The organism is Citricoccus sp. NPDC079358 (assembly GCF_040702545.1).
Taxonomy (GTDB): domain Bacteria; phylum Actinomycetota; class Actinomycetes; order Actinomycetales; family Micrococcaceae; genus Citricoccus.
In genome coordinates this window covers 70,438-89,751 of sequence record NZ_JBFBLI010000005.1, presented here as the reverse complement: position 1 = coordinate 89,751, position 19,314 = coordinate 70,438, and the positions used below count along the sequence as shown (strand labels likewise).

The following is a 19,314-nucleotide window of genomic DNA, read 5'->3' as shown; positions in this document are numbered from 1 at the left end:
GCATGGTGGTCCCCGACTCGTCGCGGTGTACCACCTCCGACGGTGTCGGCAGCCCATGGAAGGATCGGGTGACATGACGGACTCGTCGATCGAGGCAGGGCAGGCAGACGTCGAGGCCGTGGCCGTGCCTGGCAGTTACGGTCCCTTCGCCTACCTCAGCACCCCGAATGCTCCGCTCTACCGGCGCATCATGCGGGCGCTGATGGCGGAGAAGGAACGCTTCACGGTGCACGTGCGTCCGGAGCAGGTGCACGCGGCGCTCGACGCGGACGGTGAGGAGCCGGTCGAAGAGCGGGCGGTCTCCGAGGCTCTGGAGCGGCTGGCCCAGCCAGGCTGGGGGAACGTGCTGGCCTTTCCGGACTCGAGCCGGGTCACCGCCCTGGAGGACTTCTACCGGCGGCGAATGCTCTTCCAGATGTCGCGCCAGGGGGAGGCCGCCGAGCGAGCGCTGGCCCAGTACGACGCCGCGCTGGGCAGCCGCGGCGCGCTCCAGTCGGTGGCACTCGAGGACATCGCGGTGCTGCTCACCAACCTCCGGGGTACCGTCGTCGCCCACGCGGCGGGGGAGACGGTGGACACTGCCCTGGCCCACCAGACGCTCCGCAGCCTGCGCGAGCGCTTCGTCGAGCTGGCGGAGAACGCCGTCGCGTTCATGGGGTCGATGCAACGAACCATCGACCTCCACGATGCGGACGTCGAGGCCTTCCTCGCGTACAAGGAGGAGCTGATTGCCTACCTGGAGCGGTTCATCCACGACCTGCTGACGCGGGGGGCCTCGATCGCCGAGCTTCTCGTCAGCATCCCAGACGAGGGCGTGTGGTTCCTTGCCTCCACCGCGGCCGAACGTGAGGCCATCGACGCCGCGCCGGGAGAGGCCGAGACGGCGCGGGTGAGGGTGCGGGACAACTGGTTGCGGCAATGGTCCGGCCTGACCGATTGGTTCGTCAGCACCCCGGACCGTGAGAGCGAGTCCAAGTTGCTGCGCGCCCGGGCCCGGGCAGCCATCCCGGCATTGCTGGCCGTGGTGCGGGCGCTGCACGAGAAGGCGGGTGGCCGCACTGACCGGACCAAGGACTTCCTGACCCTGGCGAGGTGGTTCGCCGCCCTCCCCACCGACGCGGACCGCCACCGGCTGTGGCGGTCGGCCTTCGCCCTGACTCCCGTGCGCCACCTCAGCGTCACCGCGGCCACCGAGGACGCCTGGTCCTCCGCCGAGCTGGGGAACACCACACCCTGGGCAGATGCGCCGTCTCTGCAGGTCAGCCCGCAGCTGCGCCGGAGCGGATCCTACGAGCGCCGCGGCAAATCGGTGCGGGTCACCGACCGGACCGAGGCGAAGCGGATGCTGATCGAGCAAGCCCGGCAGGAGACCGAACAGACCGCGGCGGCACGGCGCCGGATCCTCACCGAGGGGCCTCAACCCCTGTCAGCCTTCGGGGAACTGGAGCCGATGGCCTTCCGCCTGTTCCTCGGCCTGCTCGGCGATGCGCTGGCCGCCATGGGGCCGCAGGCGGACACAGCGCAGGTACACACCTCCGACGGCGAGCTCACTGTCACCCTCACCCGGATCCCGGGCGCGGGAACCATGGTGATCACCACGCCCGACGGCGAGTTGTCCGGCCCCGATCATCTCGTTGACATCGCCTCCGCCGTGGACGTGCCCGAACCGGATGGTGCCCTCGGAGAGGCTCCGGAGGTGTACGCATGAGCCGCATCGACCTGGGTCCCAGCATCTCGGGGGCGTTGGAGGCACGGGAGGCCGAGGGCCGCATCCGGGTGCTGAGGGCGCTGCTGGTGCGACCGGTGCTGCGGGCGCAGGCCGATGGCGAGTTGTTCCGGCAGGCCCGCCGCCATGCCGACACCCTGCGGAACTGGTTCGACCGGGAGACCGGCTGGCGGCTGGTCGTCGAATCCCAGACGGTGCGCCTGCTCACCTCCTATGTGCCCCACGGCCGGACGGCGGTCGCCGTCGCCGAGCACCATCCCGCCCGCGGCCGCAGGGGTGACCCGCCGTTCACTCGGCGCCGCTACGTCCTGCTCTGCCTGGCGCTGGCCGTGCTGGAGCGGTCCGACGCCCAGATCTCCCTCGGCCGGCTGGCTGAGGACATCGTGCTCGCCGCCCGGCAGCCGGGCCTGGACGGTGTGGCGTTCACCCTGGCCGGCCGCGAGGAGCGTTCCGACCTCGTGGCGGCGATTCGGCTGCTGCTGGGCTATGGAGTGCTGCTCCGGGTGGCCGGGGACGAGGAGTCGTACGTCTCGGCGGACGGTGACGCGTTGTATGACGTCGACCGGCGGGTGCTTGGAACCATGCTCTCGACGACTCACGGGCCGGGCCTGGTCGGTGCCGGCCTGCCGCCCTCCCCGGCGATCGGCGAGATCGAGGCGGCGCTGCACGAGCCGCCGTCGGCGTACACGGACGAGGAGACCACCCGTCGGCTGCGCCACGCCGTCTCGCGGCGTCTGCTGTGTGACCCGGTGGTCTACTACGACGAGCTGCCCGACGACGAGCGCAACTACCTCGTGGGCCAGCGCGTCCAGCTGACTCGGCGCCTGGCCGAGGCCACCGGTCTGGTGCCCGAGCTGCGGGCCGAGGGCATCGCCCTCGTGGACCCCGACGACCAGCTCACCGACATGCGGATGCCGGAGCAGGGCACCGACGGCCACGCCACCCTGTTGCTCGCCGAGCAGCTGGCCGCCGCCGGGGCCACTGACGTGACGGCGTTGCGGCGCCGGGTGAGGCAGCTCGCCCGGGACCATGCCGGGTACTGGCGCAAGACGGCCCGGGAACCCGGTGCGGAGAATGTGATCGTCGCCGATGCACTCGACCGCCTGGTCGGACTCGGCCTGGTGAGACTCACCGGCAACGGTCCGGACGCCATCGTCCATCCACTGCCGGCATTGCGGCGCTTTGCTGTGACCGCGCCGACCATCACGAACAGGAGAAACCGATGAGCAGTCCCGAGGTGGGCAGAGAGGAAACCGACCCGTCCGGCACGGAGACCGACGGTGCGCTGCCCCGCCCCACCAGTGAGCGCTGGCAGCCCCTGCGGCTCGGCCTGGTGGACCTGTTCTACTACGACGACGAGCAGTTCTGGTTCCACGATGGGCGCCTGCTGCTGCGGGGAAACAACGGGACCGGGAAGTCGAAAGTCCTGGCCCTGACGCTGCCGTTCCTGCTGGACGGCTCGATCGCCCCGCGGCGCGTGGAACCGGACGCCGACCCCAAGAAACGGATGGAGTGGAACCTGCTGCTGGGCGGCGCCCATCCGAACCCGGAGCGGACCGGCTACTCGTGGGTGGAGTTCGGTCGCGTGGACGACGACGGCATCGAACATTTCACCACCCTGGGGATCGGCCTCAAGGCCGCGGCGGGCCGCGGCATCGTCAAGACCTGGTACTTCACCAGCATGCGACGGATCGGGGAACTCCGCCTGCTGGATGAGAACCGCACGGTACTGAGCGCCGAACGCCTTCGCGAGGAGCTGACCTCCTCCGTGTCCGGCCAGGTCTACACCACCCAGGAGTCCTACCGGAGGGCGGTGGATGAGGCGATGTTCCGATTGGGGGAGGTCCGGTACGCCGCGCTCATCGACCTGCTGATCCAGCTGCGCCAGCCGCAGCTGTCGAAGAAACCGGACGAGAAGGCGCTCTCCACGGCGCTGACCGAGGCCCTCGCACCGCTGGACCAGGCCGTGGTCGCCGACGTCGCGGAATCCTTCCGCTCCCTGGAGGACGAACGCGCCGGGATCGCCGAGGCCCGGGAGACGCTCGGCGCGGCCGAGGGGTTCCTGCGGCACTACCGCGTCTACGCCCAGGTCGCGTCCCGGCGGCACACCACCGCCGTCCGTCTGGCCAATTCCGCCTACGAGCACGCCGGACGGGACCTGCGGGAGGCCGAGGAACAGCTGGCGGCGGCCGGGCGGGAGGTCGATCGGCTCGCCGGGGACCACGAGGAGGCTACCGGACGGCAGGGGACCCTGCAGGGGCAGGAACAGGCATTGCGGACCAGCCCGGAGATGCGGGATGCGGACCGGCTCGATCAGGCCTCGCGGGTGGCCTCGGAGGCCGAGCGCCGTGCCACGGAGGCCGGCAACGAGGCGGAACGGTCGGCCGCCATGGCCGGCAAGGACTCTGAGGCCGAGGCCGTGGCCAAGCGTCGCCACGAGGACGCGGCCGCCGAGGCCGGGCGACACGAGACGACGGCGGCGCGGCTGGCCTCAGCCGCGGGTCTCCACGCGGAGCATGCGGAGATCGCCGGCGATGCGGAGGCGACCGCCCGTGCGTTGGACCGCCGGCGCGAGCAGGTCAAGCATGTCCGCCGCCTGATCGATGCCGCTCAGCACGCGGAGACACAGTCCGACCGGGAACGCCGGATGCTGGACGCAGCCGAGGGCGATGCCGTTGGCCGCGCCGAGGGACTCCGGGCAGCGCACGCCGCCGTCGAGGCCGCCGTGGGGGACTATCGGAACGGAGTCCGGGAGCACGTGACGTCACTGACGGCCCTCGTCCTGGACCAGGGAGTGGACGAGGTTGCCGATCTGGCCGAGGAGTGGGGAAGGAGTCTGTCGGGTGAACCGCCCGTGCCGGCCGTGCTGGAGGCCGCGGCCACGGCGGCGCTCGACCGGATTGGCGGGGAGCGGTCCGGGGCCGTGCTCGAGGCGAATCGGCTGGCCGGTGAACTGGCCGGCGTCCAGACCGAGATCGCCGATCTGGAGGCCGGACATGATCCGGAACCGCTGCCGGCACCGTGGCGTGACGGCCAGGCCCGCGAGGGGCGTGAAGGCGCCCCCCTGTGGTGGCTCACGGACTTCGCCGAGGCACTGCCGGATGCCCAGCGCGCTGGCGTGGAGGCGGCCCTGCAGTCAGCCGGTCTACTGGACGCCTGGGTCTTCCCGGACGGCACTCTGGAGACCACCGGCGACGTGGTGCTCGGCCCTGTGGGACCGAAGGTGGCGGACTCGCTCGCCGCGGTCCTGGTGGTGGATGCCGGCTCCGACGGGCCGGTCGATGACGACGCGATCGGGGCGGTACTGGACCGGATCGGGTGGGGTGAGTCCTCCGGCGCCTCCGTGTGGGTGGCCGGCGACGGACGCTGGGGCGCCGGCCCGGCCCGCGGCTCCTGGACCAAGGAGCGGGCCGAGTTCCTCGGCGCGGGCGCGCGTGATGCCCACCGCCGCGAGTTGCTCGCAGCGCTCCACACGAGGGCCACAGCACTGGACGGCGAGCTCGCCGAGGCCCAGGGGCGCGTCACGGCCGCCGACCGCCGGGCCGAACGGGTACGCCAGGAACGGGCCGGCTATCCGGCGCGGCTGGAGCGCCAGCTGGACACCGCCCACGATCGTGCCGCCACGGCTCAGCAGGAGCTGGAACGGGCTCAGGACAAGGCCACGGCGGCGCAGGAGACCTGGGAGGATGCCGCAACGGCAGCCCAGCAGGCCGCAGAGGAACTCACCGACCAGGCCGAGGAGCTCGGGGTCGGCACGACGGCCGGTGAGACCGACGACGCCCTGGCCGCCGTCTCCAGCTACGAGGTGGCCCTGGTGGAGTCCCGGCGGGCCGTGCGCACCGTGGGCGATGCGTCGGCCACCTATGAGCAGGCGGCAGCACGCGCCGCCGACGCGGTCGCACTGCGCCAACGGCGCGAGTCCGAGCACCGGGCGGCGCGCACGGAGGCCGCCGGCCTGCGGGCGACGTTCGATGAGATGCAGGCCACGGTCGGCGCCTCGGTGGCCGAGCTCCAGGCCCGCCTCGGAGAGACCACCTCCGCATTGCGCCGCGTCGGCGAGGAACTCAGGGCCATCGCCCAAGAGCAGCTGGCCGCCTCGGCGCGGCACGGCAACCTGGATGCGAAGGTCATCGACCTCGAGCGACGTCGCGAAGAGACCGCCGGGGCACGCGATGGGCGCATCGACGCCCTCCGGGTGTTTGCGGCGACAGGCCTGATCCGAGTCGCCCTGCCGGACCTGGCTGTCCCGGCAACGGAGGCCTCCGGGGAATGGAACGTCACCGGGGCCCTGAACCTGTCCCGGAGTGCCGAGCAGCACCTGGCCGACGTCGACGAGTCCGAGGAGGCCTGGAACCGCGCCCAGCAGAGGGTCTCCGGTGCGGCAACGGAATTGACAGGGCAGATGAGCCGCCATGGGCACAGCGCCTTCGTGGAACAACGCGGTGACGTGCTCGTGGTGCGGGTGCGCTATCTCCACGACGAGCTCGACGTCGACCGGCTGGCGGGGCGGCTGGCGGAGGACGTCGCGGACCGCGAACGCCTGCTCAGTGCCCGTGAGCGGGAGATCCTGGAGAACCACCTCGTCAACGAGGTGGCAGGCCACCTGCACGAGTTGCTGCTCACGGCCGAGGAACAACTCGGCCGGATGAATCGCGAGTTGGCCGATCGCAAGACCTCCACCGGGATGCAGCTGCGCGTCCGGTGGCGGGAGCGTGGGGACGGTCCCGCCGGACTGCCGGCGGCCCGGGGCCTGATGATCCGTTCTGACGCCACCTGGACGCCCGAAGACCGTTCCGCGATCGGGGACTTCCTGCAGGCGCAGATCGCCGAGGTGCGCCAGGGCGATCCGACCGGCGGCTGGCAGGAGCACCTGGAACAGGCCCTGGACTACCGGCAGTGGCACACGTTCGTCGTCGAGCGGTGGCAGAACGGGCAGTGGCGCTCGGCCTCCGGCCCGGCCTCGGGCGGGGAGCGGGCACTGGCCGTCTCCGTGCCGCTCTTCGCCGCGGCTTCGGCGCACTACAACTCGGCCGGCCGCCACGCCCCGCGTCTGATCCTGCTGGACGAGGCCTTCGCCGGCGTGGACGACGACTCGCGGGCGAAGTCGCTGGGGCTGCTGGCTACCTTCGACCTCGACGTCGTGATGACCAGTGAACGCGAGTGGGGCTGCTACCCACAGGTCCCCGGGCTCTCGATCGCCCAGTTGTCCCGGATAGAGGGAGTCGATGCCGTCGGCGTCACCAGATGGCGGTGGGATGGCCGCCTGCGGCACCGGGACGCGGAGGTGGACGCCGTGGCGAGGGCCGGAGGCGAGTCACCGGGACCTGAAGACGCGGCGACCCTGTTCGGATGACCGGGGAAGATGCTGGCCGGGAAGGCCACGTGGACGAGAGCGAGCATCCACCCCGGCCCGGGAACAGGGCCGCACTGGAGCGACTGCTGGGCGTTGACGCGATGGCGTGGTTCGTCGCCCGGGCCCGAGGGCGGATCCTGGAGGCCGGGAACGAACCGCTCCGCGGAGTCGTCCAGCTGCGGGATCCGACGCCCGAACAGCGTGCCGCCGCCGTGCGGCTGGTGGGAGCGCCGAAACGGGCCGGCGCGGCACTGCGCGTGGACCTCGCCGTCGTCGAGGAGATCCTGCGCCGCGGTCCATGGCCCCCCGGACTGGCCGATGCCATCGAGACGCTCAGCGGGCCGGTCGTTGATCGATCAGAGGAGCGAGCACGAGACGCGGCCGCCTGGGAGGCTGCCCGCGACCTCCTGGCCCCGGAAGCCGCCCGGTTCCCGCACCTCGCCCAGTGGTGGACCGGTTGGTGCGCGGCCGGCGGCCTCAAGCGGGCGGCGCGGGCCGAGGCCTCCCGGACGGCCACCAGTGCCTCCGCCGCAGTGGGAGCCGGCCTGGTGGTCCAGTTGGCCGCAGTGCTGGAGAAGCTGCCCTCGGCCGAGTTGCCCCTGGCCATTCTGGCTCGCGAAGCCTTGGGGGACGCCCATGGCCTGGACGGATCCCGGCCGCTGGGACGGCTCGCGGCCGCCGTGGTCCGGGTGGCGTTCGTGCCTGTCGCCACGGAGCGAGAGTTGTCCGCCCGTGACTCATGGGCGGCCGCCGGCGTCGTCCTCTCGAACGTGGCCTCCACCGTGCTCTGCCTCGGGGTCCCCGGGGCAGCAGGCGATCCTGCCGCGAGTGCTTACCGCCCGTCCCGGGCGGCGACGGCGGCCACGCTCGAGGCCATGCGGACCGCACGCATGCCCGTGGTCCTGACACTGGACCAGGTGCGTTCCGGCGGCGTTCGGCAGCTTCCGCCGGCTAGCGTCCTCCACGTCTGCGAGAACCCGACGGTCGTCGAAGTCGTGGCCGAACGGTGGGCACGATCGGTCGTCGCTCAGGGCAGAGCCACCCCCAGTGGGAACGAGATCACTCCTGGCTCCCCTGCCATGGGTGCCATCAGTCCCGTGCTCGTGTGCACGTCGGGCCAGCCCAGCGCTGCCGTCGTCGAGCTGTTGGGCCACCTGTCGGCCGCCGGTGCCGAGGTGCGGTATCACGGCGACTTCGACTGGGCCGGCCTGAGGATCGCCCGGTCACTGTCCGGACACGTGACCTGGACGCCGTGGCGATTCACTGGTGCGGACTACCGTGCGGCAGTGCGGGAACGGAAACCCTCGATTGTGTTGACCGGTCGCCCCGCGGAATCCCCCTGGGACCCGGAGTTGGCGGCGTCGATGGCTCAATCCGGGCTTGCCATCGAAGAAGAGGCCGTGGCGGAGCTGCTGGCGGCTGACGTGCTGGCGGATCATGTCCGGTAAGCATCAGAGCGATGCCGTACGGCGGTGACCTCGACGACGCTGTGAATGTCGTCGATGAGATAGAGGATGCGGTAGGTGCCTCGTCGGGTGGTCCAAGCGGGCGCCAGCGGCGGGTCAAGGGGCTTGCCGACCCGGTGTGGGTTGTCCAGCAGCGGGCCGCAGATGAACTCGTAGGCGGCCGTCGCCACCTTCTCGGGAAGCAGTTCGGCAAGGGCCCTGGCTGCCGGTCGTGCGATGCGCAACCGGTAGCGTTTGCTCACCGGGGAAGCCGTCCGGCCTTGCGCATGGCGTGGGCGAGCTGATCGGCGTCGAGGTAGTCGCCCGCGTCGATGGCCGATCGCCCCTCCAAGTGGGCGGTGAGCAGCTCCGAGTCGGACAGTACTGCGATCATGTCCTGCAGCGTGTCGTAGTCGTCCGCGGACAGCAGGACGGCGGCCCGGCGTCCATTGCGACTGATCTCAAAGCGCTCATGGGTCGTGGTGGCCTCGTCGATCAGTCGTGAAAGCTGAGCTCGGGCATCCGCAACAGGAAGTGTTGTCATGTACATAATCATAGCGCAATGGCCGCAAATGTAGCATGTATTCGAAGCACCATCGTCAGGATCGATTCAGCGTTGAATCAACGGAGTCGGCCGCATCAGCGGCGGAGGGGCTCTGGCACCAGGGACCGCGGGAACCACCGGGCACGACGCCGGCCGGCCGGATCCGTGGCCTCCTCCAGTCCCGCGGTGATCACCCGGGCGGCCTCAGCCACGTCCTCGGTGCCAGGTGGGGCCGGCGTGCCCTCCGGGGCGTAGCGGGCCCAGGTGATCGCCTTGACCAGGGTGTCCGCGGCGGCCGCGATGTCCGGTGAACCTCCTGCCATCGCAGCCACCGCCGTCAGCCTCGAGGCGAACGCCTGCTCGGACTCATGCGGCTGCCGGCCCAGGCCCAGGTCCAGGGCGGTGTCCTCCACCTCGGCCCAGGCCCGGGACACCGACCCGGAGGACCAGCGTGCCCGCCGCCGACGGTGCCGCAGCCCGCGGGGGAGGACCAGCAGCAGCGTCACCGCGAGGAGCGTCCCGGCCACACCGAGCAATGCCCCGACCGGGACTCCGGGGGCACCCGGGGTGCCGGACCCGACGGTGGCACCGGGGCCGTCGTCGCCCGGGGTCTCCGGCTCCTCGGTGGCGGACGGGGAGGGGGAGGCCCCCTGGTCCGGCACCGAGGGATCGGGTGAGGCACTGGGCTCCGCGGTGTCCTCGGGCTGGGCGTAGGACGGCACGCGGCCGACGCTCTTGGTCGGTTCGAAGGGCACCCAGCCGACCTGGTCGATGTAGAGCTCCGGCCAGGCGTGGGCACGGTCCGCCGTCACCCGGTGACGCCCGTCCACAGCGCCGACCGGGGCATACCCCACCACCACGCGGGCCGGGATGTCCACGGACTGCGCCATCATCACCATGGCCGAGGCGAAGTGGATGCAGTACCCGGCGCCGGCCTCCAAGAACTGCTCCGTCAGCTCGAGGCCGGAACCGTCATAGCCCTGCTCCAGCGGAGCGGTCTCCGAATAGGTGAAGTCGTCCGAGAGCAGATGATTCTGGAGGGCCACGGCCTGCTCCACAGGGTTGTCCGTCCCCGCGGTGAGGTCCTCGGCGAGCTCCTGCACGGCGGAGCCCTCCAGGGCCGGATCCGCGCCCCACCGGTTGTACACGCCCTGCGGGGCGATCGTTCCGGCCCGGTCGGCCAGCTCCTCGAACGTGAGATCCAGCGGCAGGACCGCGGTCTGGTAGGAGAGGTCCACCGGGCTCGCCTCCCGGCGGTACGCGCTGAAAGTGGTGGGGTCCACCTGCCAGCCCCACTCGCCGACGATTGGCTCGATCGCCACGGTCTGGTCCGGCAGCGGGGCCCAGTTCCCGGTCCACCCGTCGAGGGACAGGGACACCAGGTTTCCGTTCGGCGGGGCATCACCGTCCGGGCTGCCGCTGGTATCGCCGGCGTCCTCGGCCCCGCCGGTGTCAGCGTCCTCGATCTCGGCGAGGTGGGCCGCGGCCGGGTAGAAGGAGGTGGTCGTCGGATCGCCGCCGTACTGCGGCGGGTTCGCATCCCAGGGGGAGGCCATCACGTCGTCCACCACGGCGGTGCGCAGATACACGCCCAAGCCGTCGTCCGTCTCGTAGGTGATGCCCGCGTATCCCTGACCGCTGCGCAACTGCTGGCTCAGATCCGCCGCCGGGTTCACCGGCCCGGTGCCCTGCCCGAGGATGAAGCGCTGGCCCTCGGGTGCCAGGCCCGCAGACAGGAAGGGCAGGGTCAGCTGCGCCAGGACCAGGGCCCCCACCGCGACGCCGGCCGCGGCCAGGGTGCCCCATCCCGCCGCCCAGCCCCATCCCGCCGCCCAGCCCCCTCCGGCCGCCCAGCCCCCTCCGGCCGGTGCCCCGGTCGCCACCGCAGCAGAATCCGCGTCCGCCGCCATGAGTCCCAGCCAGGCCGTGGCGGCGAGCGCCAGGGCCGGCCAGGGGGCGGCCCCCGCCGTGATGGCGGAGGCTCCGGCGATCAGAGCCAACGGCGGCAGCCCGGCGATGGCCGGGCAGCGCAGGCCGACGGCGATGGCATCGGTGACCAGGGCGGTCAGGGCCAGGACGGCGCCGACGCCGGCCAGCAGCGGCGCGCTGGTCTCCACCGGGATGGTGCCCGTCCAGATCGTCTCGCGCAGGTCCGCGGTGGAGGCGGCGATCGCGGTGAGCGTCTCCGGTTGCGGCACCAGCCCGACCATCAGGGTCTCGGGCCACCACTGCCGGCACCAGAACCACCCGGCTGCCAGCAGCCCCGCCAGCAGCGGGCGCAGCATCCGGGGGCCCAGGCTGCGGACCACCGCCGCGGCGCCGAGCCCCACCACGGCCGGTCCCGAGGCGGGCCCCAGCCACTCCGTCACCGGTGACCGGAAGGCCGCGTCCAGGGCCACGGCGGCGGACAGGACCAGCACGGCCACCAGGACCGCCGGCCACCACACGGTCCGGAGCCGTGACGGGGCGGTCCGAGCGGGCTGCGGGGCGGCGGGGGGTGCCGGCGGGGACACCGTCTGCTGCTCGGTCATGACCCACCCTCCGCCACGAGCCAGCCGCCGGCCTCCAACCGCTCGGCGGCGTCCCGACGCCCCTGGGTCCCGAAGAGGACCGCCACCCGTTGCAGGTGGTGGGGCACCGTGGCGAGCACGGGGAGGTCCTGCCCCGCGGCGGTGCCGAGCAGGGCGACGACGGCGGCGGCCTCACCGGGCAGCGCGGCCGGCCACGTGGCCTCCCGGAAGGACGGTTCGAGGACGGCCGGTGCCAGGGACGGGTCCAGGGCGTGGCCGTCCTGGTCCAGCAGCAGCACCTGGTGGCCGGCGTCCTGGAGCCGCAGGATCAGGGCGGCCGCAGCCTGCACGGCCCGTTCGAAACCGGGGGAGCTCTGCCAGTGGCGGCCGGCACCGCCGTCCACGTCGAACCGCCCGGCGGCGAAGGAGACGGCGCGGCAGTCCAGGACCACCACCGCCCAGGGGTCGTGCGCCCACTCCTCCTGGCGCACCATGAGCCGGCCGGTCCGGGCGGTCGCACCCCAGTGGATGCGCGTCAGGGCGTCCCCGTCCCGGTGCTCGCGCACCAGCAGGTCGTCTGGGGCGGCCTGGCTGCCCAGCAGGTCGGCGGCGTCGTGTTCACCGACGCCGGCCCGCAGAACGCGGTCGAGCTCGTCGTCCTCCAGGGGGAGGGGCTCGACCTCGACCCGGCTCGTCCCGGCGACCTGCGCACGGGCGGACCACAGGCCGAAGGGGCCGGACAGGCGCGCCAGGGCCGGGCCGACGTCGAACACCCCGCGCTCGCGGGCCTGCCACCGGTAGCCGCTCGGCGGGACGGGAACCGGCCGGCCGCCGGGGAGCGCGTCCACCAGCCCGGGCCTGCCGCCGTCCACGGTGATCTGCGCGCTGCCGCCCACCTGCAGGGCGCCGGCACCACGGACCGCGTCAGCCGGATGCGCCGGGCCAGCACGGTCCGGACGGCCAGCACCGCACAGGACGTTCCCACGACGACGGCCAGGAAGAGTCCCAGCGCGACGGCCTCGCGCCGGCCCAGGGCCAGTCCTGCCACCACCAGCAGGGCCGCCGCCACGGTCAGGGCCAGTCCGCGCGGCGTCGGCCGCGGCCCTGCCGGGGAGGAGGCGCCGGCAGCGGCGCGGCGAGAGGTACGGCGAGAGGGTCGGGCGGAGGTGCGCGGGGAGGGGAGGGCGGGGGCCATGGCGGAGGGGGTCGTCTCGGAGCGGCTCAGGACATCACGGCCCGGCCGGTACGGGAACCGAGTGCAGGATCCGTTGCGTGGTGGCGTCGGCCTGGGCGGCCTCCTGCGTGGAGCGGCGCCGGAGCATCAGCCGGTGCGGGAACACCACGGGCACGACGCCGGCCACGTCCTGGGGCGTGGTGAAGGACCGGCCGCTGATGGCGGACTCGGCCTTGGCGGCCCGCAGCAGCTGCAGCAGGGACCGGGGGCTCGCGCCGACGAGCACGTCCGGGTGTTCGCGGCTGGCACGGCCCAGGGCGATCACGTACCGGGCGACGGCCTCGGAGACGTGCACCCGGGACACCGCCTCGATCATCTGCAGGACGTCCTGGGTGGTGGTCACGGGGGCCAACCGGTTCACGGGGGCGGAGGAGGGCAGCGGACCCTGGTGGGTGCGGAGCATCTGCAGCTCGGCCTCCGGGTCCGGATACCCCATGGTGATGCGGGCCATGAACCGGTCTCGCTGGGCCTCCGGCAGGGGATAGGTCCCCTCGGACTCCACCGGATTCTGGGTGGCCACCACCATGAACGGCTCCTCGAGCCGGTGGGTGGTCCCGTCCACGGTGACCTGGTGCTCCTCCATGCACTCGAGGAGGGCGGACTGGGTCTTGGCCGAGGCGCGGTTGATCTCGTCCCCGATGACGATGTTGGCGAACACGGCTCCCGGGCGGAACTCGAAGGTGTGGCGATCCTGGTTGAACACCGAGACGCCGGTGACGTCCCCGGGCAGCAGGTCCGGGGTGAACTGGATGCGGTTGACCTTCCCACCCACGGTCCGGGCCAGGGCCCGGGCCAGCAGGGTCTTGCCAACGCCCGGGACGTCCTCCACGAGCAGGTGCCCGCCGGCCAGCAGGACCAGCAGAGCGGTGCGGACCGCCTGGTGCTTGCCGTCCACCACGGAGTCCATGGCGTCGAGCATCGTCGCCGTGGCGGCCGTCAGCCGCTCGCCGCCCGCAGCCCAGGAGTCATCCTGGTGCGGGCCGCTCCCGGGCCCGCCGTGGGGCCGTGGGCCGGCTCCGTCCTCGTGCTCCTGACTGGCGGTTGACACGTCCACGGATCCTCCTGCGCTGGTGCGGGCCCCTCGGGAGCCCAGCCTACTGGTAGGATGGTCGGCGTTGCCCAGGCGAGGGAGCTTCCAGCTCCGTGATCGACGAGGCCGCCGTACTGCACGGCTGTTTTCCTGCCTGGAAGGCCCGCCGCCACCACCGTGGCCGCGGATGAAGAAGTACAGGAGGAACACCATGAGCGACAACACCAAGATCCAGGTCACCCTGCGCGAGGACTTCGGCAAGGGCGCATCCCGCCAGGCCCGCCGCGACGGGCTGATCCCCGCGGTCGTCTACGGCCACGGTGGCGACCCCGTGCACCTGCTGATGCCGGCCCAGCAGACCTCCCTGGCCGTCCGTAACCCCAACGCCCTGCTGACCGTGGTCCGCGACGGCCAGGAGCACCTGGTGCTGCCGAAGGCCATCCAGCGCAACTTCATCAAGCAGACCATCGACCACCTGGACCTCATCGTGGTCCAGCGGGGCGAGAAGGTCGTCGTGGACGTGTGGGTGCACGTCGAGGGTGAAGCCGCCCCGGGCACCACCTTCAACCTCGAGGAGGCCTCCGTGCCGGTGCTGGCCGATGCCACACAGCTGCCGGAGAGCGTCACCATCAACATCGAGGGCCGCACCGCGGGCGAGCACGTCTTCGGTGCCGACGTCCAGCTGCCCGCCGGCTCCACCCTGGAGCTGGCCGACGACTACGTCATCGCCACCATCTCCGAGCTCACCGTCCAGGACCTGGGCGAGACCGAGGGTGAAGGCGAAGAGACCGCGGCCGCCGAGCCCACCGAGGGCTGATTCGTCTCGTGACAACGCAGGATACGGCGCGGGGGGCCGATGCTCCGGCCTCCCCGTCAGCCTCAGGTGCCTCCACCTGGCTGGTGGTCGGGCTCGGCAATCCCGGGCCCGACTACGCCCGTACCCGGCACAACGTCGGCCAGATGGTCATCGACGAACTGGCTGACCGCTTCGGGACGCGCCTGACCGCACACAAGGCGGGCGCCGCCGTCGGGACCGCCCACACGGCACCCGGCGGACCCAAGCTGCTGCTGGCCAAGCCGGCCAGCTACATGAACGTGTCAGGGCGCCCCGTGGGCGCCCTGGCCCGGTTCTACTCCGTGGCCCCGGCGAACATCATCGTGGTCCACGACGAGCTCGACATCCCCTTCGACGCGCTGAAACTGAAGATCGGTGGCAGCGAGGGCGGCCACAACGGGCTGAAGTCCATCTCCCAGGTGCTCGGCACCAAGGACTACCTCCGCGTCCGCGTCGGCGTGGGCCGGCCGCCGGGACGTCAGCCCGCCGCCGATTTCGTCCTGCGGCCCTTCAGCGCCGCCGAACGCGAGCTGCTGCCCCTGCACCTGGACCGTGCCGCCGACGCCGTGGTCGACCTGGCCACCGCGTCCCTGGAGCAGGCCCAGCAGAAGTTCCACCCCGCGCCGACGCGCTGAGTCGGCCCCGCTGTCAGCGGGCGAGGTCCGCCAGCAACTGAGCCATGTGCCCGACCGCCGGCTCCAGCACCTCGGCCATGGCCGGGTAGGCGGCATCCTCACGGCCATAGGGGTCCGGCAGGTCGAGCGATTCCAGCGAGCCGCGGACCACCGCGCGGTGCCGGGCCAGGTGTCGTGCCAGGGACCGGACCCGCTCGGGCAGGTCCTCGGAAGACCCAGCGCCCGACGACGGCCCGCCCCACGCCGGCAAGGTCCCGTTCTGCAGGGCCTCGGCGGACGAACCGAACTCGGTCATGGTGAAGGTCCGGTTCAACGCGCCCGGAGTGTCCCGCAGGATCCTGGCGATGTGGTCCTCGGTGGCCGCGAGGATGAGATCCGCCCGCTGCACCGTCCTCGGATTGAGCGCTGTGGGGGAGTGGGCGCCCAGCGTCAGAAGGCCGGAGGCGCCCGGAAGCCCGTGGATCTGCTGCGGGACCGTGAGGCGGGGGTTGACCTGGGTGCCCGCCGAGATGACCCGGTAGCGGCCGGGGGCCTCCTGTTCCAGCCGCTGGGCCAGCATGTGGTGGCCGTAGGCGGAGCGGCAGATGTTGCCCGTGCACACGAAGAGCACCGTGGCTTGCTGATCGGTCATTCTCTTCAGGGGGCCTTTCGCAGGTGACGGGTGCAACTGTCCATGGTAGTGAACGGGGCGGATATCCTCGCATCCACCTGATCCAGCGGATTGATTTCCAGTAGGGTCTCACTGTGCCACAGGGCCAGATTCATGGTTCTCTCGGGCGAGGGTATCCATCCATGCAGGGCAACCACGGCGTGGGATTTCGACAGATACCCCCCTCACCGGACAGATCATGGGACGGGTGCTACGGCACGCTCCGCACGACTCGTTGCAGTTTCTCCAGGTGAGCGGACGGTGTGTCCGGTGGGGGTTCCTCATACGGGAACGCTCCGCGTGACCATCGCAAGCCGACGCGGGACCCTCAAGCAGGATCCCTTGGTGGTGTCACTGGTGATACCATGGGTTCATGGCGATGACTCTGCGACTGTCCGATAACGAAGCCGACGCGTTGCGTCTGCGCGCCGAACGCGAGGCTCGTTCGATGCAGGACGTCGCCCGGCAGGCGGTACGCGAATACATCGAGAACCACAGTCGCACCGAGCTGCTCGACCGGGTTCTCGACGAGGAACTGCCCCGATACGCAGAGGCTCTGGAGCGACTCGGTCAGTGATCTATTTGACGCTGGCTGAGTTGTTGCACGTCGCCGAGCGAACTCTTGGCAGCGCGGCGCCCGTCAGGGATCACGGGCTGCTGCAGTCTGCTCTGGCGCGTCCGCAGGCCTCCGTGTTCGGGGGCGATGCATATCCCAGCCTCGAGGAGAAGGCCGCCGCTCTTCTGCACTCGCTCGCGCGTAACCACGCACTGGTGGACGGGAACAAGCGACTGGCCCTGGCGGCCACCATCGCCTTCCTCGGGATCAATGGTGCGCGACTCAGCCTCACCAATGACGAGGCGTACGAGCTGGTCATGGCGGTAGTCACGGGTCAGCTCAATGAGATCTCCGAGCTCGCGGAACAGATCCGGGGCGGGAGCCACCCTCGATAGGCCCGCCGAGTCCCGCGGTTGCGTGGGGCGTCGTACGAGGATCCCCAATCGGACAAGCCTCCACGTGTCAGCCCGCAACTCTAGGAAGCCGCCTCACCTACCGAAGCTGGAGCGTCGTCCGAATCGCCCATCATCATGAGGTAGTGGCCCAGTTGGTCCTGTTCCTCCAAGATCTGACGGAACACTCGGAGATTGGCTTCGACTGTTGTGCGGGTGGGTGAGTAATCCAGGTCATCAAAGATCGAGTGTGAACCAGCATTGACCCAAGAGAACAGTGCTCGGCAGATGTTCTGGTCATCCCCGTCAAACTTAGCAATTAGGTCAACATTGTCCACGCCTCCGAGAAGCTTGAAGTATGTTTCGAGGATTCTGCGCAGGATGTTCTGCAGGCTGACTGTTGAGGCCGAAGGGTCTTCAGACGCCCGCCTGACCTCGTCCCATAGAGCGGCATATGCAGTCTGAATCGGGTTGTCCTTGGTAATTACGACTTCGCTGGGTAGTCCGCTTCGCTTCCGGACGACGCCGTATTGCCACCCACCTGTCTTGTCTCCCGGCGCCGGGTATGTGACCTCCTTATGGAAGTGTGCGTTGTGGGTGGACAGCAGGAGCTGTCGCACTCAGCCGGCACCGGCAGCAATATCTGCGACGATGCGCCGCACGATTGTCGACACGGCGTAGAGGACATCGCTGTCCAGGCTGGAGATCGGATCATCTATGACCGCGACGAGATCGTTCAATTCGCCACGCTCTTGTGGTGTGCCCTGGAGGGACTGCGTGAAGTATAGGAACGTGATGAAGGTTCGCTCGCCTTCGCTAAGAGTGTCTGCCGCGATCTCACCGTTCTCGCGAAGCAGAGAATAACCATCTGGCATGACGGTGGACTCCTTTAGCCGAAAGCTATGGAAACCGACAGAGTCCAAAAGGCGATTAATGGTAGCGATGATTGGCTTACTAGAGGTTGTCTGCGCCTGCAGTTCCCGGAGACGCACTTCCTTCGCCTTCAACTCCAACGCATGTGTCTCGATCGTAGTTTCCAGACTGGCCTTTCCCTTGTCCAGGGCCGGCAGCGCACCCTCGAAGTGCCCCACCTCGGTTGCAAGGGTCTGCCGAGCGAAGGACGCCCAGCAGCGATCCAGCAACGCTTTCTTGGCGCTGGCTCGATTCTTCAGCCGTCGATTAAACGTCCTCATGGAGGCGTTGGCCTCAACCACGAGTGCGTTCACCGCCTCTACTTGGGCGGTCGGGTCTTCGACAGAAAAGATCGTGGATGGCCTGTCGAGCTTCGCCGTGATGGTCGACGTCAGTTTCCCACTGGCCTGCTCAAGTTGCAGTCGAGCCGCTTGAAACTTCACCGCGTCGAGGTGATCCGTTGCCCCCGCCTGAGAGAAGATTTCGCCGAAGTAGATACGCCAGGCCTCTACCCAGGATTGAACGTACTCCTGAAGCTCCTTCAACTGCTCGATCTGTTGCGTGTATCGTTTGTCGAAGTAAGCATCAATTTGCTCGACGAGGTCCTCCGGCGCCTGCTGCTGGCAGAACGGACACAGCCGGCCGGTCTGGTCTAGGTAGTGCCTCCCCTGTTGCACCCAGTCCGCGTTCCCAAGCTGTTCGACTAGAGCTGCAAGCCTCACGTCACCGCTGCCGACGACTGGGATAGCGAGCAGTTCGAATCCGGGCGCGTCCTCCAGGCGGATATATCGGCCGAGCGGAAGCTCCGTCAGTTCGACGGCATCATCCGCCAGTACAGCCGCCGCTTCTGACGCCAGGGTATCGAAGTCGTCAGGGGTCGCAGGATGTGCGGCCGCAGCATCCAGGAGGCGAAGGAGGAGTTTGTCCTTTGCCGCATTGACACCGCGAAACATTTCCTGGAGTTCGACCGGGACCGCTGAACGCTTAACCCATGCCGCCTCCTTAAGTTCGTCCCGCGTGGATCGAATTTCAGCCAATTTCTCATCAAGAGATTCGCGAAGAAATCCGAGGCGCTTATTCAGTGCGGCAATCGATCCTGAAGGGCCAGCCAGTTCCTCGATTTCACTTTGGATCTCTGCGTTCTTCTTGCCCAGTAGGAACACTCCGGGAAGATTCGCCGCCTGCTTGAGCGTTTCGGCGACGTAATCGCTGTTGTAGACCTTGATGCCCAGAGCGCCTTTGGACGAAGCCCACACGAGCGCGGTACCCGGGAAACGATTCGGGTCTTCGAGTGCCCGGCTGATCGTGGTTTTACCGGAGCCATTTGGGCCGAAGAAGAAGTTGACCGGCGTCAGAGGACCAATAGTGACTCCCAAGCTTGGGTCAAAGGCGGGAGCACCTCTCAGGTGTAGCGACTCAAGCACCAGACTCTCCCGCCACAAGGGCATTCACGATAATCACAGTCTCGATGCTAATGGTCACGCTGTAGTCGG

The 19,314-nt window shown here is 70.0% G+C and carries 14 protein-coding genes and 1 pseudogene; 8 read left to right on the top strand and 7 right to left on the bottom strand.

All coding sequences use genetic code 11. The features are described from left to right. The first annotated feature begins 73 nt into the window (after window positions 1-73). From AB0333_RS08060 to AB0333_RS08045, 4 genes are read left to right on the top strand one after another with little or no spacing between them, the layout of a single operon-like run. A complete protein-coding gene (locus AB0333_RS08060) occupies window positions 74-1,708 on the top strand; it encodes a TIGR02677 family protein (RefSeq protein ID WP_366218170.1) in 1,635 nt (544 codons plus the stop codon). Then, window positions 1,705-2,952, top strand: coding sequence for a TIGR02678 family protein (locus tag AB0333_RS08055; protein WP_366218169.1), 1,248 nt, complete (start codon window positions 1,705-1,707; stop codon window positions 2,950-2,952). The genes AB0333_RS08060 and AB0333_RS08055 overlap by 4 nt, the downstream gene beginning before the upstream one ends. Beyond that, window positions 2,949-7,079: a TIGR02680 family protein gene (locus tag AB0333_RS08050; RefSeq protein ID WP_366218168.1), complete on the top strand. Its 4,131-nt coding sequence runs from the start codon at window positions 2,949-2,951 to the stop codon at window positions 7,077-7,079. The genes AB0333_RS08055 and AB0333_RS08050 overlap by 4 nt, the downstream gene beginning before the upstream one ends. Further along, window positions 7,076-8,527: a TIGR02679 family protein gene (locus AB0333_RS08045; RefSeq protein WP_366218167.1), complete on the top strand. Its 1,452-nt coding sequence runs from the start codon at window positions 7,076-7,078 to the stop codon at window positions 8,525-8,527. The genes AB0333_RS08050 and AB0333_RS08045 overlap by 4 nt, the downstream gene beginning before the upstream one ends. Here AB0333_RS08045 and AB0333_RS08040 read toward each other — a convergent pair. The 5 genes from AB0333_RS08040 to AB0333_RS08020 form a co-directional block, all read right to left on the bottom strand. Beyond that, window positions 8,515-8,787 (bottom strand): type II toxin-antitoxin system RelE/ParE family toxin, encoded by a 273-nt coding sequence (locus tag AB0333_RS08040; RefSeq protein WP_366218166.1) that lies wholly within the window; start codon window positions 8,785-8,787, stop codon window positions 8,515-8,517. The two genes, AB0333_RS08045 and AB0333_RS08040, sit on opposite strands and share 13 nt — an antisense overlap. Next, window positions 8,784-9,068 carry a type II toxin-antitoxin system Phd/YefM family antitoxin gene (locus tag AB0333_RS08035; RefSeq protein WP_366218165.1) on the bottom strand — a complete coding sequence of 95 codons (285 nt, stop codon included), beginning with the start codon at window positions 9,066-9,068 and terminating at the stop codon, window positions 8,784-8,786. Before AB0333_RS08035 ends, AB0333_RS08040 begins: the two co-directional genes overlap by 4 nt. A 95-nt stretch (window positions 9,069-9,163) precedes the next feature. Then, the gene (locus tag AB0333_RS08030) at window positions 9,164-11,599 is read right to left on the bottom strand and encodes a transglutaminaseTgpA domain-containing protein (RefSeq protein ID WP_366218164.1); all 2,436 of its coding nucleotides are present in this window, start codon (window positions 11,597-11,599) and stop codon (window positions 9,164-9,166) included. After that, a complete protein-coding gene (locus AB0333_RS08025) occupies window positions 11,596-12,426 on the bottom strand; it encodes a DUF58 domain-containing protein (protein WP_366218163.1) in 831 nt (276 codons plus the stop codon). Before AB0333_RS08025 ends, AB0333_RS08030 begins: the two co-directional genes overlap by 4 nt. Before the next feature lie 381 nt (window positions 12,427-12,807). After that, the gene (locus AB0333_RS08020) at window positions 12,808-13,752 is read right to left on the bottom strand and encodes a MoxR family ATPase (protein ID WP_366218341.1); all 945 of its coding nucleotides are present in this window, start codon (window positions 13,750-13,752) and stop codon (window positions 12,808-12,810) included. Between the two features lie 301 nt (window positions 13,753-14,053). Here AB0333_RS08020 and AB0333_RS08015 point away from each other — a divergent pair, with 301 nt between their 5' ends. After that, complete coding sequence (locus AB0333_RS08015) at window positions 14,054-14,659, top strand: 50S ribosomal protein L25/general stress protein Ctc (RefSeq protein ID WP_366218162.1); 606 nt, start codon at window positions 14,054-14,056, stop codon at window positions 14,657-14,659. An 80-nt stretch (window positions 14,660-14,739) separates the two neighbouring features. Continuing rightward, window positions 14,740-15,312 (top strand): aminoacyl-tRNA hydrolase, encoded by a 573-nt coding sequence (gene pth / locus AB0333_RS08010; RefSeq protein ID WP_366218340.1) that lies wholly within the window; start codon window positions 14,740-14,742, stop codon window positions 15,310-15,312. Between the two features lie 13 nt (window positions 15,313-15,325). Here pth and AB0333_RS08005 read toward each other — a convergent pair whose 3' ends face one another. Further along, a complete protein-coding gene (locus tag AB0333_RS08005; protein WP_366218161.1) occupies window positions 15,326-15,943 on the bottom strand; it encodes a hypothetical protein in 618 nt (205 codons plus the stop codon). Window positions 15,944-16,334: 391 nt separating this feature from the next. On the opposite strand from AB0333_RS08005, the gene AB0333_RS08000 reads away from it, so the two are divergent. Both AB0333_RS08000 and AB0333_RS07995 read left to right on the top strand, forming a co-directional pair. After that, window positions 16,335-16,538 (top strand): hypothetical protein, encoded by a 204-nt coding sequence (locus AB0333_RS08000; protein ID WP_366218160.1) that lies wholly within the window; start codon window positions 16,335-16,337, stop codon window positions 16,536-16,538. Continuing rightward, on the top strand, window positions 16,535-16,912 hold the full coding sequence (locus AB0333_RS07995) for a type II toxin-antitoxin system death-on-curing family toxin (protein WP_366218159.1): 378 nt from the start codon (window positions 16,535-16,537) through the stop codon (window positions 16,910-16,912). The genes AB0333_RS08000 and AB0333_RS07995 overlap by 4 nt, the downstream gene beginning before the upstream one ends. Before the next feature lie 80 nt (window positions 16,913-16,992). On the opposite strand, the pseudogene AB0333_RS07990 reads toward AB0333_RS07995, so the two are convergent. Further along, window positions 16,993-19,245: pseudogene (locus AB0333_RS07990) on the bottom strand (AAA family ATPase). Between the last annotated feature and the right edge of the window lie 69 nt (window positions 19,246-19,314).

What these genes read in the sequence shown, in the direction of transcription:
- AB0333_RS08060 (WP_366218170.1), top strand. Translation starts at nt 74, where the DNA reads ATGACGGACTCGTCGATCGAGGCAGGGCAGGCAGACGTCGAGGCCGTG.
- AB0333_RS08055 (WP_366218169.1), top strand. Translation starts at nt 1,705, where the DNA reads ATGAGCCGCATCGACCTGGGTCCCAGCATCTCGGGGGCGTTGGAGGCA.
- AB0333_RS08050 (WP_366218168.1), top strand. Translation starts at nt 2,949, where the DNA reads ATGAGCAGTCCCGAGGTGGGCAGAGAGGAAACCGACCCGTCCGGCACG.
- AB0333_RS08045 (WP_366218167.1), top strand. Translation starts at nt 7,076, where the DNA reads ATGACCGGGGAAGATGCTGGCCGGGAAGGCCACGTGGACGAGAGCGAG.
- AB0333_RS08035 (WP_366218165.1), bottom strand. Translation starts at nt 9,068, where the DNA reads ATGACAACACTTCCTGTTGCGGATGCCCGAGCTCAGCTTTCACGACTG.
- AB0333_RS08030 (WP_366218164.1), bottom strand. Translation starts at nt 11,599, where the DNA reads ATGACCGAGCAGCAGACGGTGTCCCCGCCGGCACCCCCCGCCGCCCCG.
- AB0333_RS08015 (WP_366218162.1), top strand. Translation starts at nt 14,054, where the DNA reads ATGAGCGACAACACCAAGATCCAGGTCACCCTGCGCGAGGACTTCGGC.
- AB0333_RS08005 (WP_366218161.1), bottom strand. Translation starts at nt 15,943, where the DNA reads ATGACCGATCAGCAAGCCACGGTGCTCTTCGTGTGCACGGGCAACATC.
- AB0333_RS08000 (WP_366218160.1), top strand. Translation starts at nt 16,335, where the DNA reads ATGGCGATGACTCTGCGACTGTCCGATAACGAAGCCGACGCGTTGCGT.